Origin of the sequence: Pseudomonas graminis, assembly GCF_001705435.1 — a bacterium.
In the GTDB taxonomy this organism is placed as follows: domain Bacteria; phylum Pseudomonadota; class Gammaproteobacteria; order Pseudomonadales; family Pseudomonadaceae; genus Aquipseudomonas; species Aquipseudomonas graminis_B.
In genome coordinates, this window is record NZ_MDEN01000069.1 from 763,230 (window position 1) to 778,770 (window position 15,541).

The 15,541-nt window shown below is 61.5% G+C and carries 11 protein-coding genes; 8 read left to right on the forward strand and 3 right to left on the reverse strand.

Annotated features, from left to right (window positions below; genetic code table 11):
* Positions 1–44: 44 nt before the first annotated feature.
* From mupP to BBI10_RS25665, 3 genes are all read right to left on the reverse strand, one after another.
* Positions 45–716 carry an N-acetylmuramic acid 6-phosphate phosphatase MupP gene (gene mupP / locus BBI10_RS25655; protein ID WP_065992967.1) on the reverse strand — a complete coding sequence of 224 codons (672 nt, stop codon included), beginning with the start codon at positions 714–716 and terminating at the stop codon, positions 45–47.
* Between the two features lie 3 nt (positions 717–719).
* Entirely contained in the window at positions 720–1,418 is a 699-nt protein-coding gene (gene ubiG, locus BBI10_RS25660; protein WP_065992969.1) for a bifunctional 2-polyprenyl-6-hydroxyphenol methylase/3-demethylubiquinol 3-O-methyltransferase UbiG, read from the reverse strand.
* A 67-nt stretch (positions 1,419–1,485) separates the two neighbouring features.
* Positions 1,486–2,817 (reverse strand): TRZ/ATZ family hydrolase, encoded by a 1,332-nt coding sequence (locus BBI10_RS25665; RefSeq protein WP_065992970.1) that lies wholly within the window; start codon positions 2,815–2,817, stop codon positions 1,486–1,488.
* Between the two features lie 163 nt (positions 2,818–2,980).
* On the opposite strand from BBI10_RS25665, the gene mtnA reads away from it, so the two are divergent.
* The 8 genes from mtnA to rpsA all read left to right on the forward strand — a co-directional run bounded on the left by mtnA (position 2,981) and on the right by rpsA (position 15,400).
* The gene (gene mtnA / locus BBI10_RS25670; RefSeq protein ID WP_065992971.1) at positions 2,981–4,057 is read left to right on the forward strand and encodes an S-methyl-5-thioribose-1-phosphate isomerase; all 1,077 of its coding nucleotides are present in this window, start codon (positions 2,981–2,983) and stop codon (positions 4,055–4,057) included.
* Between the two features lie 305 nt (positions 4,058–4,362).
* Positions 4,363–7,158 (forward strand): DNA gyrase subunit A, encoded by a 2,796-nt coding sequence (gyrA, locus tag BBI10_RS25675; protein WP_065992973.1) that lies wholly within the window; start codon positions 4,363–4,365, stop codon positions 7,156–7,158.
* Between the two features lie 160 nt (positions 7,159–7,318).
* Entirely contained in the window at positions 7,319–8,404 is a 1,086-nt protein-coding gene (gene serC, locus BBI10_RS25680; protein WP_065992975.1) for a 3-phosphoserine/phosphohydroxythreonine transaminase, read from the forward strand.
* A complete protein-coding gene (gene pheA / locus BBI10_RS25685) occupies positions 8,404–9,498 on the forward strand; it encodes a prephenate dehydratase (RefSeq protein WP_065992977.1) in 1,095 nt (364 codons plus the stop codon). Before serC ends, pheA begins: the two co-directional genes overlap by 1 nt.
* 54 nt (positions 9,499–9,552) lie before the next feature.
* Complete coding sequence (gene hisC, locus BBI10_RS25690) at positions 9,553–10,665, forward strand: histidinol-phosphate transaminase (RefSeq protein WP_065992979.1); 1,113 nt, start codon at positions 9,553–9,555, stop codon at positions 10,663–10,665.
* 28 nt (positions 10,666–10,693) lie between these two features.
* Positions 10,694–12,901: a bifunctional prephenate dehydrogenase/3-phosphoshikimate 1-carboxyvinyltransferase gene (locus BBI10_RS25695; RefSeq protein WP_065993246.1), complete on the forward strand. Its 2,208-nt coding sequence runs from the start codon at positions 10,694–10,696 to the stop codon at positions 12,899–12,901.
* Complete coding sequence (cmk, locus tag BBI10_RS25700) at positions 12,898–13,587, forward strand: (d)CMP kinase (RefSeq protein WP_065992981.1); 690 nt, start codon at positions 12,898–12,900, stop codon at positions 13,585–13,587. The genes BBI10_RS25695 and cmk overlap by 4 nt, the downstream gene beginning before the upstream one ends.
* A gap of 121 nt (positions 13,588–13,708) precedes the next feature.
* Complete coding sequence (gene rpsA / locus BBI10_RS25705) at positions 13,709–15,400, forward strand: 30S ribosomal protein S1 (RefSeq protein ID WP_065992985.1); 1,692 nt, start codon at positions 13,709–13,711, stop codon at positions 15,398–15,400.
* Positions 15,401–15,541: the final 141 nt, after the last annotated feature.

The following is a 15,541-nucleotide window of genomic DNA, read 5'->3' on the forward strand; positions in this document are numbered from 1 at the left end:
TGTCTAAATGGGCGCAGTGAAGGATTTGGTTGCGGACTGTCGCCTCAGCAACTGCACAACGCGTCATCCAAGACCCGGCGCAGCTCCAGCGGGTGATTCACCACCACGTCCGCGCCCCAGTGATCGGGGTTGTCCTGGGGATGGATGTAGCCATAGCGCACGGCGGCGGTCTTGGTGCCTGCGTCGCGACCGGATTCGATGTCACGCAGGTCATCGCCCACGAACAGCACACTGGCCGGGTCCAGACCGAGCATCTTGCAGGCCAGCAGCAGCGGCTCCGGATCGGGTTTGCTCTTGGTCACATGGTCCGGGCAGATCAGCACCGCGGAACGCTCCGACAAAGCCAGTTGCTCCATGATCGGTTGAGCGAAACGAACCGGTTTGTTGGTCACCACGCCCCAGATCAGTCTGGCTTTCTCGATGTCGGCCAGCAATTCGGCCATGCCGTCGAACAGTTTGCTGTGCACCGCGCAATCGGTCTGATAGCGCGCCAGGAATTCCAGGCGCAGCGCCTCGAATTCCGCTGCCTCGGGGGGCATCGCGAACGCCGCCGAGACCATCGCCCTGGCACCGCCGGATATCTCATCGCGGATCAGCTTGTCGTTCACCGGCGGTAAGCCGCGTTCGGCCAGCATTGCCTGGCAGATCGCGATGAAGTCCGGCGCGGTGTCGAGCAGCGTGCCGTCCATGTCGAAGAGAACTGCCCTCAAGCGCATGGCTCAGACTCCCCGCAGTGTCTGGATCATGTAATTGACGTCGACGTCCGAGGCCAGCTTGTAGTGCTTGGTCAACGGGTTGTAGGTCAGACCGGTGATGTCTTTGACCTGCAGCCCGGCATCGCGGCTCCACGCGCCCAGCTCGGAAGGGCGGATGAATTTCTTGAAGTCATGGGTGCCGCGCGGCAGCAGGTTCATGATGTATTCGGCGCCGATAATGGCGAACAGGTAGGCCTTCGGGTTGCGATTGATGGTGGAGAAAAACACCTGACCGCCCGGCTTGACCATCTTGTAGCAAGCACGGATCACCGACGACGGGTCCGGCACGTGCTCCAGCATTTCCAGGCAGGTCACGACATCGAACTGCTCGGGCATTTCTTCGGCCAGCGCTTCGGCGGTGATCTGCCGGTATTCCACGCTCACGCCGGATTCCAGCTGGTGCAGTCGCGCCACGGCCAGCGGTGATTCGCCCATGTCGATGCCGGTCACGGTGGCGCCACGCAAGGCCATGGCCTCACTCAGAATGCCGCCGCCGCAGCCGACGTCGAGGACCTTCTTGCCCGCCAGATTCACCCGTTCGTCAATCCAGTTCACGCGTAGCGGATTGATGTCGTGAAGGGGCTTGAACTCGCTGTTGCGGTCCCACCAGCGATGGGCGAGGGCCTCGAATTTGGCGATTTCGGCGTTGTCGACGTTGCTCATGTGTGATCCTCTGAAACTTGAATTCGATGTCCGGGCACGGTATCTGACCGTGGCGGCGCTCAATGGGTCAGGCTTTGTCAGCCGCGATGCGGTTGCCCCAGGCTTTGGCGGTCCGGGTCAGCGCTTCTTCGTCCATGCGGGTCAGGCGTTTGTCCTGCAGCAATGGCTTGCCAGCGACCCAGACGTGCGTCACGCAATCGCGACCCGTTGCATAAATAAGTTGTGACACCGGATCGTAGACCGGCTGTTGCGCAAGGCCTGACAGGTCGAACGCGACCATGTCGGCGGCCTTGCCGATTTGCAGCGAGCCGGTGTGATCGTCGATGCCCAGGGCGCGGGCGCCGTTCAGCGTGGCCATGCGCAGTGCACGGTGGGCGTCCAGCGCGGTGGCCGAGCCGGCAACGGCTTTTGCCAGCAGCGCGGCGGTGCGGGTTTCGCCGAGCAGGTCCAGATCGTTGTTACTGGCCGCGCCGTCGGTGCCGATGGCGACGTTGACACCGGCCTGCCACAGGCGCTCGACCGGGCAGAAGCCGCTGGCCAGTTTCAGATTCGATTCTGGGCAGTGGATGACGCTGGAGTTGCTCTCGACCAGCATCGCGAGGTCGTCATCGCTGATCTGGGTCATGTGCACCGCCTGAAAGCGCGGGCCCAGCAGCCCTAGGCGATGCAGCCGCGCAAGGGGGCGCTCCTGACGTTGCTGAACGGCGTCGTGCACTTCAAAGGCGGTTTCGTGAACGTGCATCTGGATCATCGCGTCCAGTTCATCGGCGATGACCCGGATCTTCTCCAGGTTCTCGTCGCTGACGGTGTAGGGCGCGTGGGGTCCCATGGCGATCTTGATGCGGTCGTGGTGGGCCAGATCGTTGAACAGCTCGATGCCGATGTGCAGGGATTCGTCGCTGTTGCGCGCGCCGGGTATCGGGAAGTCCAGCACCGGCACGGTGATCTGTGCGCGAATGCCACTGTTGTGCACTCGCTCGCACGCGACCTTCGGGAAGAAATACATGTCGGAGAAGCAGGTGATGCCGCCCTTCAACTGTTCGGCGATGGCGAGGTCGGTGCCGTCGCGGACGAAATCCTCGTCGACCCACTTCGCCTCGGCCGGCCAGATATGATCCTGCAGCCAGGTCATCAACGGCAGGTCGTCCGCCAGCCCGCGGAACAGGGTCATCGCCGCATGGCCGTGGGCGTTGATCAGCCCGGGACTGAGCAGCATGCCCGGCAACTCGCGCACCTCGATGGCCGGCTGGCGCAGGGCCTCGGCGCGCGGACCGATATAAACGATCAGGCCGTCGCGAATGCCGATCCCGTGCTGCTGCAACACAACGCCGGCGGGTTCGACCGGTACCAGCCAGTCCGGCAGCAACAACAGGTCGAGCGGGGCAGCGGAATGGGGCATGGGGCGGGCATCCAATGGCTTATTACGGGGACGGCGAAGTATACCCGAGCGTCTTCGCAGGCGGCTCGCTATAATCGGCGGCTTTTTAAGGTGCTGGCGATTTGCTTCTTTGCACCGTCGCTGTGGCGGCAAGCTTTTCAAAATTCATCAAGTGGGGTGTGCAATGCGCGATCGATTACTGGCTGCGGAGAAGGTAAAGGCCATCGATTGGCGGGACGGCACGTTGTATCTGCTGGATCAGCGGGTCTTGCCCTTCGAAGAAACCTGGCATCCCTACACCAGTGCTGAAGGCGTAGCCGAAGCCATCCGCACGATGGTCGTGCGCGGCGCGCCGGCGATTGGCATCAGTGCGGCCTACGGCATCGTCCTGGCGGTGGTTGATCGGCTCGCCGAAGGCGGTGACTGGCAGATGGCTCTGGAGGAGGACTTCGACCTGCTGGCCAATTCTCGGCCCACGGCGGTCAACCTGTTCTGGGCGCTGAACCGCATGCGCGAGCGCCTGTATCGCCTCAAGGATCATGAAGATCCCCTGAAGGCCATGGAAGCCGAAGCCGTGGCCATTCACTTGAGCGACCGCGAAGCCAACCTGACCATGGCGCAACTGGGGGCAGAGCTGATCCGCAAGCATCAGGGCAATCTGCAGACCGTGCTGACCCACTGCAACACCGGCGCGCTGGCCACAGGCGGCTTCGGGACGGCGCTCGGCGTGATTCGCGCGGCACACCTGGAAGGCATGATCGAGCGTGTCTATGCCGACGAAACCCGGCCCTGGCTGCAGGGCTCGCGCCTGACCGCATGGGAATTGGTCAACGAAGGCATCCCGGTCACCCTCAATGCCGACTCCGCCGCCGCGCACCTGATGAAAACCAAGGGCATCACCTGGGTCATCGTCGGCGCTGACCGCATCACCGCCAACGGCGACGTCGCCAACAAGATCGGCACCTACCAGCTGGCGGTCGCGGCCATGCACCACGGCGTGCGCTTCATGGTCGTGGCGCCGAGCTCGACCATCGACATGAACCTGGCCAGTGGCGAAGACATCCCCATCGAAGAACGCGACGGCCGCGAATTGCTTGAGGTTGGCGGCAAACGCGTGGGGGCCGACGTCGATGCGTTCAACCCGGTGTTCGACGTTACACCTGCTGATCTCATCGACGCCATCGTCACCGAGAAGGGCATTGTCGAACGCCCGGATACGGCAAAAATGGCCCTGCTGATGTGCCGCAAACGCCTGCATTGATCACCGCGCAGCCGATAATGCCATTCGTCGTCAAACGCGCTATCGGGCTCTGTGAGCGCTTCTCAGGCGTCTGCTGGCGAAACGGCTTGTTCGCGGCGCCTGCAAACACTTCGTGCCTGACGGCGATTGTGGTACCATCCGGCGGTTTCCAAAGGGGCGCATGGCGACCCTTATGACTGCGCACATTCATGGCATAACTCGCTGATTTGTCGTAAGTCGTTGCCTGACAATCGTCGGCAGCGGCAAGCCTCGTTCATCCCGGATGGCTGAACGCGGTTTCACCAGAAAAAGGAATCAGGCTTCTCATGGGCGAACTGGCCAAAGAAATCCTCCCGGTCAATATCGAAGACGAGCTGAAGCAGTCCTACCTCGACTACGCGATGAGCGTCATCGTCGGACGTGCTCTCCCCGATGCGCGCGACGGCTTGAAGCCCGTGCACCGTCGGGTACTGTTCGCGATGAGCGAACTGGGTAACGACTGGAACAAGCCGTACAAGAAATCCGCCCGTGTGGTCGGTGACGTTATCGGTAAGTACCACCCGCATGGCGACACCGCGGTCTACGACACCATCGTTCGTATGGCCCAACCCTTTTCCCTGCGCTACCTGCTGGTAGACGGCCAGGGCAACTTCGGTTCGGTGGACGGCGACAACGCCGCCGCCATGCGATACACCGAAGTGCGCATGACCAAGCTGGCCCACGAGCTGTTGGCCGACCTGCACAAGGAAACCGTGGACTGGGTGCCGAACTACGACGGCACCGAACAGATTCCTGCGGTCATGCCGACCCGTATTCCCAACCTGCTCGTCAACGGCTCCAGTGGTATCGCCGTGGGCATGGCGACCAATATTCCGCCGCACAACCTCGGTGAAGTCATCGACGGCTGCCTGGCGCTGATCGACAACGGCGACCTCACCGTCGACGAGTTGATGCAGTACATCCCCGGCCCCGACTTTCCGACCGCCGCGATCATCAACGGTCGTGCCGGCATCGTAGAGGCCTACAAGACCGGCCGTGGCCGCATTTACATGCGCGCCCGCTCCATTGTCGAAGACATCGACAAGGTCGGTGGTCGCCAGCAGATCGTCATCACTGAGCTGCCGTACCAGCTGAACAAGGCGCGTCTGATCGAGAAGATCGCCGAGCTGGTTAAAGAGAAGAAGCTTGAAGGCATCACCGAACTGCGCGACGAGTCCGACAAGGACGGCATGCGCGTGGTCATCGAGCTGCGTCGCGGCGAAGTGCCTGAGGTCATCCTCAACAACCTCTACGCCCAGACCCAACTGCAAAGCGTCTTCGGTATCAACATCGTTGCGTTGATCGACGGCCGCCCACGCATCCTGAACCTCAAGGACCTGCTGGAAGCCTTCATTCGTCACCGTCGCGAAGTCGTTACCCGCCGTACCGTGTTCGAACTGCGCAAGGCCCGCGAGCGTGGTCACATTCTTGAAGGTCAGGCCGTTGCCCTGTCGAACATCGACCCGGTCATCGCCCTCATCAAAGCCTCGCCGACCCCGGCCGAAGCCAAGGAAGGGCTGATCAGCACGCCGTGGGAATCCAGCGCCGTGGTCGAGATGGTCGAGCGCGCAGGCGCCGAATCGTCCCGCCCGGAAAACCTCGATCCTCAGTACGGCATGCGAGACGGCAAGTATTTCCTGTCGCCGGAACAGGCTCAGGCCATCCTCGAGCTGCGTCTGCACCGCCTGACCGGTCTGGAACACGAGAAGCTGCTCACCGAGTACCAGGAAATCCTGACTCAGATCGGCGAGCTGCTGCGCATCCTCAACAGCGCCACGCGCCTGATGGAAGTCATCCGCGAAGAGCTCGAGCTGATCCGCGCCGAGTACGGCGATGTGCGTCGCACCGAGATCCTCGATGCGCGCCTGGACCTGACCCTCGGCGACATGATCCCGGAAGAAGAGCGCGTCGTGACCATCTCCCATGGTGGCTACGCCAAGACTCAACCGCTGGCTGTCTATCAGGCCCAGCGTCGCGGCGGCAAAGGCAAGTCGGCCACCGGCGTCAAGGATGAGGACTACATCGCTCACCTGCTGGTGGCCAACAGCCATACCACGCTGCTGATGTTCTCCAGCAAAGGCAAGGTGTACTGGCTCAAGACCTACGAGATCCCGGAAGCGTCCCGCGCTGCCCGTGGTCGTCCGCTGGTCAACCTGTTGCCGCTGAGCGAAGGCGAATACATCACCACCATGCTGCCGGTCGATCTCGAAGCCATGCGCAAGCGTGCTGACGAAGAAGAAGCCGAAGGCGTGGACGCCGAGGCCGAAGACCTCGAAAACAGCAACGAGACCGAAGAAGAGCGCAAGGCGCGCATCAAGGCTGCTGACAAGAAGAAGGCGCCATTCATCTTCATGTCGACCGCCAACGGCACCGTCAAGAAGACCCCGCTGGTGGCGTTCAGTCGTCAACGCAGCGTCGGCCTGATTGCGCTGGAGCTGGACGAAGGCGACATCTTGATCTCGGCCGCGGTTACCGATGGCGAGCAGGAAATCATGCTGTTCTCCGACGGCGGCAAGGTCACCCGCTTCAAGGAATCCGAAGTGCGCGCCATGGGCCGTACGGCTCGCGGTGTGCGCGGCATGCGTCTGCCGGAAGGTCAGAAGCTGATTTCCATGCTGATTCCGGAGCAGGGCAGCCAGATCCTCACCGCTTCCGAGCGTGGCTACGGCAAGCGCACCGCGATCACCGAGTTCCCTGAGTACAAGCGTGGCGGTCAGGGCGTCATCGCCATGGTCAGCAACGAGCGTAACGGCCGTCTGGTCGGCGCCGTTCAGGTGCAGGAAGGCGAGGAGATCATGCTGATTTCCGACCAGGGCACGCTGGTGCGTACCCGTGTTGGCGAAGTTTCGAGTCTGGGCCGCAATACTCAGGGCGTGACCCTGATCAAGCTGGCCAAGGACGAGAAACTGGTCGGTCTGGAGCGCGTCCAGGAGCCATCGGAAGTCGAGGGCGAAGAGCTGGAAGGTGAAGCGTTCGAAGGCGAAGAGGTTGATGCTGACGTGATTGGTGCCGTCGACACCGACGAGTCCGCTGACGATGCGCAAGCGGATCCCGCGGCTGACGAAGAAGAGCCGCAGGAGTAACGCCGAGAGGGGGGGCTGGTGACAGCCCCCCCTTTTTGACCGATGCCCTACGCGCCGGTCAACCGTTTCGGTAACGGGTGATCGTAATGAAACGAGAACCTTCCGCACTTCCCCGCACTTCACCCGTTCCAAATTAATCAGTGACACGACGAGAGTGGATATGAGCAAGCGAGCCTTTAACTTCTGCGCAGGTCCTGCCGCGCTCCCTGAAGCTGTTCTGCTGCGTGCCCAGGCCGAACTCCTGGACTGGCATGGCAAAGGCCTGTCCGTCATGGAAATGAGCCATCGCAGCGACGAGTTCGTCTCCATCGCCACCAAGGCAGAGCAGGATTTTCGCGATCTGCTGTCCATCCCCTCCCATTACAAAGTGCTGTTTCTTCAAGGTGGCGGCAGCCAGCAATTCGCTCAGGTTCCATTGAACCTGCTGCCTGAAAACGGCACGGCCGACTATATCGACACCGGCATCTGGTCGCAGAAAGCCATTGAAGAAGCATCGCGTTACGGCAACATCAATGTCGCCGCCAGCGCCAAGCCCGCCGACTATTTCGCCATTCCCGGCCAGAGCGAGTGGAAGCTGTCGAAAGACGCGGCCTACGTTCACTACGTGCCCAACGAGACCATTGGCGGTCTGCAATTCAACTGGATTCCGGAAACCGGCGACGTGCCGCTGGTCGCCGACATGTCTTCGGACATCCTCTCGCGCCGCCTCGACGTTTCGCGTTTCGGCATGATCTTCGCGGGCGCCCAGAAGAACATCGGCCCGAGCGGCATCGTCGTGGCGATCATCCGCGAGGACCTGCTGGGTCGCGCGCGTTCCCTGTGCCCGACGATGCTCAACTACAAGGTCGCGGCCGACAACGGCTCGATGTACAACACGCCGCCGACGCTGGCCTGGTACCTGTCCGGTCTGGTTTTCGAATGGCTGAAAGAGCAGGGCGGTGTCGAAGCGATGGCCACGCGCAATGAACTCAAGCAGCGCACGCTGTACGACTTCATCGATGCCAGCGGCCTGTACAGCAACCCGATCAACCCGTCCGACCGCTCGTGGATGAACGTGCCGTTCCGTCTGGCCGATGATCGCCTGGACAAGCCGTTCCTCGCGGGTGCCGAAGCGCGCAACCTGCTCAACCTCAAAGGCCACCGTTCAGTCGGCGGCATGCGCGCGTCCATCTACAATGCCATCGACCTCAGTGCGGTCAACGCCCTGACCGCGTACATGGCAGAGTTCGAGAAGGAACACGGCTAATGTCTGAACAAGCACTCAAGGCCCTGCGGGTCCGCATCGACAGCCTGGACGAAAAGGTTCTGGAGCTGATCAGCGAACGCGCCCGCTGCGCCCAGGAAGTCGCCCGGGTCAAGATGGCCGACCTGCCAGCGGGCGAGGTGCCGGTGTTCTACCGGCCTGAGCGTGAAGCGGCGGTCCTGAAACGTGTCATGGAGCGTAACCGTGGCCCGTTGAGCAATGAAGAGATGGCGCGGCTGTTCCGCGAAATCATGTCCTCGTGCCTGGCGCTGGAGCAGCCGCTCAAGGTCGCTTATCTGGGTCCTGAAGGCACGTTCACCCAGGCTGCCGCGCTGAAGCATTTCGGCCACGCCGTCATCAGCAAGCCGATGGCCGCCATCGATGAAGTGTTCCGTGAAGTGGCCGCCGGTGCGGTGAATTTCGGCGTCGTCCCGGTGGAGAACTCCACCGAAGGTGCAGTCAACCACACGCTGGACAGCTTCCTTGAGCACGACATGGTGATCTGTGGCGAAGTCGAGCTGCGCATTCACCATCATCTGCTGGTGGGCGAAAGCACCAAGACTGACAGCATCAGCCGCATCTATTCCCACGCCCAGTCCCTGGCGCAATGCCGCAAGTGGCTGGACGCGCACTACCCGAACGTCGAGCGCATCGCCGTTGCCAGCAACGCCGATGCGGCCAAGCGGGTCAAGGGCGAGTGGAACTCGGCGGCGATCGCCGGTGATATGGCGGCGGGCCTTTACGGCCTGACGCGGATTGCCGAGAAGATCGAAGACCGTCCGGACAACGCCACGCGTTTCCTCATGATCGGCAACCAGGAAGTGCCGCCGACCGGTGACGACAAAACGTCGATCATTGTGTCGATGAGCAACAAGCCGGGCGCGCTGCATGAACTGCTGGTGCCGTTTCACCAAAACGGCATCGACCTGACGCGCATCGAAACGCGCCCCTCGCGAAGCGGGAAATGGACCTACGTGTTCTTCATCGACTTCGTCGGCCACCACCGCGACCCGCTGATCAAGGCCGTCCTCGAGCAGATCAGCCAGGAAGCCGTGGCGCTCAAGGTGTTGGGTTCCTATCCGAAGGCAGTGCTTTGATCCTGCGTCCGGACTTGTAGCCCTACGGGTTTCACTGAAGAGGTAAAGCGGTACATGAGCGGCGACTTCCTCACGCTGGCACAGCCCGGCGTGCAAAAACTATCGCCTTACGTTCCCGGCAAACCGGTGGACGAACTGGCGCGTGAACTGGATATCGATCCGGCGCGCATCATCAAGCTGGCGAGCAATGAAAACCCGATGGGCGCCAGCCCCAAGGCGTTGCAGGCGATCAAAGACGCGCTGGCGGAATTGACCCGCTACCCGGACGGCAACGGTTTCGAGCTCAAGCAGCTGCTGTCGCAAGCCTGTGGCGTGCAGCCCGAGCAAGTGACGCTGGGCAACGGCTCCAACGATATTCTGGAAATCGTCGCCCGTGCCTATCTGGCGCCGGGACTCAATGCGGTGTTCAGTGAACACGCGTTCGCCATCTATCCGATTGTCACCCAGGCCGTGGGCGCGACTGCTCACGTCGCCAGGGCAAAGGCGTGGGGTCACGACCTGCCGGCCATGCTCGCCGCCATCGACAGCAACACCCGAGTCGTCTTCATCGCCAATCCCAACAACCCCACCGGGACCTGGTTCGGGCCAAGCGCGCTGGCGGATTTCCTCGCGCAGGTGCCTGACAACGTGCTGGTCGTGCTGGACGAGGCCTACATCGAATACGCCGAAAGCGCCGAGCTGCCTGACGGGCTTAACTTCCTGAGCGCCTATCCAAACCTGCTGGTGTCGCGGACGTTTTCCAAGGCCTATGGCCTGGCGTCGTTGCGCGTCGGCTATGGGTTGTCCTCGCCGGTCGTGGCCGACGTGCTGAACCGCGTGCGTCAGCCGTTCAACGTCAACAGCCTCGCGCTGGCCGCCGCTTGCGCTGCGCTGGGCGACGTGGACTACGTTGCGCGAAGCCGTCAGCTCAATGAAGCCGGCATGCAGCAGTTGGAAGAGGGGCTTGGTCAGATGGGCCTGAGCTGGATTCCCTCCAAAGCCAACTTCATCGCCGTAGACCTGGGCCGCGAGGCCGCTTCGGTTTACGAAGGATTGCTGCGTGAAGGTGTGATCGTTCGCCCGATTGGTGGTTATGGCATGCCCAATCATCTGCGTGTGAGCATCGGTTTGCCGAGCGAGAACAGTCGTTTCCTCGAGGCGTTGAGCAAGGTTCTGGCACGTGGTTGATGTCACGTCGCTGCAACCCGCTGCGCCTATGATCGGCCGCCTGGTGGTGGTCGGCCTCGGCCTGATCGGAGGGTCGTTCGCCAAGGGCGTGAAGGAGAGTGGCCTGTGTCGCGAAGTCGTGGGCGTCGATCTCGACCCGCAATCGCGCACACTGGCCGTGGAGCTGGGCGTGGTCGATCGCTGTGAAGACACTCTCGCTGCCGCCTGCGTAGGGGCTGACGTCATTCAGTTGGCCGTGCCGATTCTGGCCATGGAAAAACTGCTCGGCGTACTGGCTGGAATGGACCTGAGCAATGCCGTGCTGACCGACGTCGGTAGCGCCAAAGGCAATGTGGTCCGCGCCGCGCGTGAAGCGTTCGGTGTGATGCCGCCGCGCTTCGTGCCCGGCCACCCGATTGCCGGCTCCGAGCAGAGCGGAGTGGAAGCCTCCAACGCCGAGCTGTTCAAGCGGCACAAAGTCATCCTCACGCCACTGGCCGAAACCGACCCATTGGCGCTGGCGCTGGTTGACCGTCTCTGGTCGGCACTGGGCGCCGACGTCGAGCACATGCAGGTCGAGCGCCACGATGAAGTGCTGGCGGCGACCAGTCATTTGCCGCACCTTCTGGCGTTCAGCCTGGTGGATTCGCTGGCCAAGCGCAACGAAAACCTCGACATCTTCCGCTATGCGGCGGGGGGCTTCCGCGACTTCACGCGCATCGCCGGCAGTGATCCGGTGATGTGGCATGACATCTTCCTGGCGAATCGTGAGGCGGTGCTGCGCACCCTCGACACCTTCCGCAGCGACCTTGATGCGTTGCGCGACGCGGTGGATGCCGGCGATGGCCACCAGTTGCTCGGTGTGTTCACCCGGGCCCGGGTCGCCCGCGAGCATTTCGGCAAGATCCTTGCCCGTCGTGCCTACGTTGAACAAGCCGCGTGCGCCGACCTGAAGTTTATCGGGAAGCCTGGCGGCGTTGTCCGGGGACAGGTTCGCGTGCCGGGTGACAAGTCGATTTCACACCGGGCGATCATGCTCGGGTCCCTGGCCCAGGGCACCAGCGTCGTCGAAGGCTTTCTCGAGAGTGAGGACGCGCTGGCGACGTTGCAGGCATTCCGCGACCTGGGTGTGGTCATCGAGGGCCCGCACCACGGTCGCCTGACCATTCATGGCGTCGGCCTCAACGGGCTGCGACCTGCGCCGGGACCGCTTTATCTGGGTAACTCGGGCACGTCGATGCGCCTGCTCTGTGGCCTGATGGCCGCGCAGCGATTCGACAGCGTGCTGACCGGCGATGCCTCGCTGTCTCGGCATTCGATGACCCGTGTCGTCGAACCGTTGCGCCAGATGGGCGCCGTGATCGACACCGCAGAAGACGGCCGGCCGCCGCTGACCCTTCGCGGCGGGCAGGGTCTTCAGGCCATCCGCTACGACATGCCATTGCCCAGCGCTCAGGTGAAATCCGCGCTGTTGCTCGCCGGTCTCTACGCAAATGGCACAACGATGGTGCATGAGCCAGCCCCGACCCGGGACCACACCGAGCGCATGCTGCAAGGGTTGGGTCATTCGGTTTCCGCTCATGACGCGACAGTCGCGTTGCAGTCAGGGGTTGAGCTCAAGGCCGCCCGCATCGAAGTGCCCGCCGATATTTCTTCGGCGGCGTTCTTTCTGGTGGCAGCCTCCATCGCTGAGGGCTCGGATTTGATCCTCGAAGGGGTGGGTGTGAACCCGACGCGCTCGGGCGTCATCGATATCCTGCGCCTGATGGGCGCGGACATCACGCTGGACAACCCGCGCGATGCGGGCGGTGAGCCGGTGGCTGATCTGCACGTGCGCCATGCCCGTCTCAGGGGTATCGATATCCCGCTGGCCCTGATACCGCTGGCCACTGACGAGCTCCCGGCGCTCTTGATTGCCGCCGCTTGCGCCGAAGGGCGAACGGTCCTCAAGGGCGCTCAGGCATTGCGCGTCAAGGAATCAGACCGCCTTCGCGCCATGGCCAACGGTCTGGCGACGCTCGGCATAAACGTTGAAACGACCGCAGATGGCATCATTATTGATGGTGGAAACCTCGGCGGTGGTGAAATCAACGCGCAGGGCGATCACCGCATCGCCATGGCATTCAGTATCGCGTCGCTGCGTGCGGCCAGCCCGATTCATATCCGGGACTGCGCCAATGTGGCGACTTCATTTCCCAGTTTCCTGACGCTGTGTGCTCAGGTGGGTATTCGTGTAACGCAAGAGGGGCAATCGTGAAAGTTCAAGCTCCGGTCATTACGATCGACGGACCCAGCGGTTCCGGGAAGGGCACGGTGGCCGGCAAGCTGGCCAAACGTCTGGGCTGGTCCCTGCTGGATTCCGGCGCGCTGTATCGGCTGCTGGCCTTCGCGGCCGTCAACCATGGCGTCGATCTGACCAATGAAGAAGCACTGAAACTGCTGGCTGCGCACCTGGACGTGCAGTTCATGGCAGCGACCGATGACCACGGTCAGCGCATTATCCTCGAAGGGGAGGACGTGACGTCGGCCATCCGCAATGAGCATGTCGGCAGTGGCGCGTCGCAGGTGGCGTCGTTGCCCGCTGTTCGTGAAGCACTGCTGCAGCGCCAGCGGGCGTTTCAGGAGTTTCCGGGCCTGATTGCCGACGGCCGCGACATGGGCACGGTGGTCTTTCCCGGCGCGCCGTTGAAGATTTTTCTGACGGCCAGCGTCGACGAGCGTGCCCGACGGCGATATTTGCAGTTGAAGGCCAAGGGTGACGATGTTAGTCTGCCGAGTCTGCTAGATGAGATCCGTGTCCGCGACGAGCGTGACACCCAGCGAGCGGTAGCCCCGCTCAAGCCGGCGCATGACGCCATTCAGCTGGATTCCACCGAATTGTCCATCGAGCAGGTGCTTGAACGCATCCTGAGTGAAGTCGCACTCCGCGATCTCGCCGGATGACCAGAAAGCCATGTGGGAGACCAGTCATAGTCCCGCAGGCTTTCTTTCATATGAACGAAACCCACGTTGTCTGGAGCGTGGCAGATGGGCGTATTCTTCGCCCTTATCAACAGGAATTAAAATGAGCGAAAGCTTTGCTGAACTTTTCGAAGAAAGCCTAAAGACTCTTAACCTTCAGGCCGGTTCGATCATCACCGCGATCATCGTCGATATCGATTACCAGGCTGGTTGGGTCACCGTTCACGCTGGTCTGAAGTCCGAAGGCCTCATCCCGCTGGAGCAGTTCCACAACGATGCTGGCGAGCTGACCATCAAGATCGGCGATGAAGTCCACGTTGCGCTGGACGCGGTCGAAGACGGCTTTGGCGAAACCAAGCTGTCCCGCGAAAAAGCCAAGCGTGCCGAGTGCTGGATCGTTCTGGAAGCGGCTTTCGCAGCTGAGGAAGTGGTCAAGGGCGTTATCAACGGTAAGGTTAAAGGCGGCTTCACAGTCGACGTTAACGGCATCCGTGCGTTCCTGCCAGGTTCTCTGGTTGACGTCCGTCCAGTGCGCGACACCACGCACCTGGAAGGCAAAGAGCTGGAATTCAAGGTCATCAAGCTGGACCAGAAGCGCAACAACGTTGTCGTTTCCCGTCGCAGTGTCCTGGAAGCCGAAAACAGCGCCGAGCGCGAAGCTCTGCTGGAATCGCTGCAGGAAGGCCAACAGGTCAAGGGTATCGTCAAGAACCTCACCGATTACGGCGCATTCGTCGATCTGGGTGGCGTCGATGGCCTGCTGCACATCACCGACATGGCCTGGAAGCGCATCAAGCATCCATCGGAAATCGTCAACGTTGGCGATGAGATCGATGTAAAGGTCCTGAAGTACGATCGCGAGCGCAATCGTGTTTCCCTGGGTCTGAAGCAACTGGGTGAAGATCCATGGGTTGCTATCAAGGCTCGTTACCCGGAAGGCACTCGCGTTACCGCGCGTGTTACCAACCTGACCGACTACGGCTGCTTCGCAGAGCTGGAAGAAGGCGTGGAAGGCCTGGTACACGTTTCCGAAATGGACTGGACCAACAAGAACATCCACCCGTCTAAAGTCGTTCAGGTTGGCGACGAAGTGGAAGTCATGGTTCTGGACATCGACGAAGAGCGTCGTCGTATCTCCCTCGGCATCAAGCAGTGCAAATCTAACCCGTGGGAAGATTTCTCTGGCCAGTTCAACAAGGGCGACAAGATCTCCGGCACCATCAAGTCGATCACCGATTTCGGTATCTTCATTGGTCTGGACGGCGGCATCGACGGTCTGGTTCACCTGTCCGACATCTCCTGGAACGAAGTGGGCGAAGAAGCCGTACGTCGTTTCAAGAAGGGCGACGAGCTTGACACCGTGATCCTGTCGGTTGATCCAGAGCGTGAGCGCATCTCGCTGGGCATCAAGCAGCTGGAAAGCGATCCGTTCTCCGAGTACGTCACTGTCAATGACAAAGGCGCTATCGTCCGCGGTATCGTTAAAGAAGTTGACGCCAAAGGCGCCATCATCACTCTGGCCGACGACATCGAAGCGACCCTCAAAGCCTCCGAAATCAGCCGTGACCGCGTTGAAGATGCGCGTAACGTTCTGAAAGAAGGCGAAGAGATCGAAGCCAAGATCATCAGCGTTGACCGCAAGAGCCGCGTGATCAGCTTGTCCATCAAGTCGAAAGACGTTGAAGACGAGAAAGAAGCGATTCAGAGCCTGCGTAGCAAGCCTGAAACCGCTGAAAGCACTGGTCCTACCACTCTGGGTGACCTGCTGCGCGCTCAAATGGAAAAACAGAACTGAGTTCTGTCTGACCATTGAAAAAGGGCGACTTCGGTCGCCCTTTTTTGTGGGCGGGTGTTTTTGCGGCATGTTCGGCCAGTGCCTGTTGACGATCTTCAAGCTCGGTTGATTTAAGTCTGGACATACTCTGTTCAAATGCTT

What these genes read in the sequence shown, in the direction of transcription:
- hisC (WP_065992979.1), top strand. Translation starts at nt 9,553, where the DNA reads ATGAGCGGCGACTTCCTCACGCTGGCACAGCCCGGCGTGCAAAAACTA.
- ubiG (WP_065992969.1), bottom strand. Translation starts at nt 1,418, where the DNA reads ATGAGCAACGTCGACAACGCCGAAATCGCCAAATTCGAGGCCCTCGCC.
- mtnA (WP_065992971.1), top strand. Translation starts at nt 2,981, where the DNA reads ATGCGCGATCGATTACTGGCTGCGGAGAAGGTAAAGGCCATCGATTGG.
- BBI10_RS25665 (WP_065992970.1), bottom strand. Translation starts at nt 2,817, where the DNA reads ATGCCCCATTCCGCTGCCCCGCTCGACCTGTTGTTGCTGCCGGACTGG.
- pheA (WP_065992977.1), top strand. Translation starts at nt 8,404, where the DNA reads ATGTCTGAACAAGCACTCAAGGCCCTGCGGGTCCGCATCGACAGCCTG.
- gyrA (WP_065992973.1), top strand. Translation starts at nt 4,363, where the DNA reads ATGGGCGAACTGGCCAAAGAAATCCTCCCGGTCAATATCGAAGACGAG.
- serC (WP_065992975.1), top strand. Translation starts at nt 7,319, where the DNA reads ATGAGCAAGCGAGCCTTTAACTTCTGCGCAGGTCCTGCCGCGCTCCCT.
- BBI10_RS25695 (WP_065993246.1), top strand. Translation starts at nt 10,694, where the DNA reads ATGATCGGCCGCCTGGTGGTGGTCGGCCTCGGCCTGATCGGAGGGTCG.
- rpsA (WP_065992985.1), top strand. Translation starts at nt 13,709, where the DNA reads ATGAGCGAAAGCTTTGCTGAACTTTTCGAAGAAAGCCTAAAGACTCTT.
- mupP (WP_065992967.1), bottom strand. Translation starts at nt 716, where the DNA reads ATGCGCTTGAGGGCAGTTCTCTTCGACATGGACGGCACGCTGCTCGAC.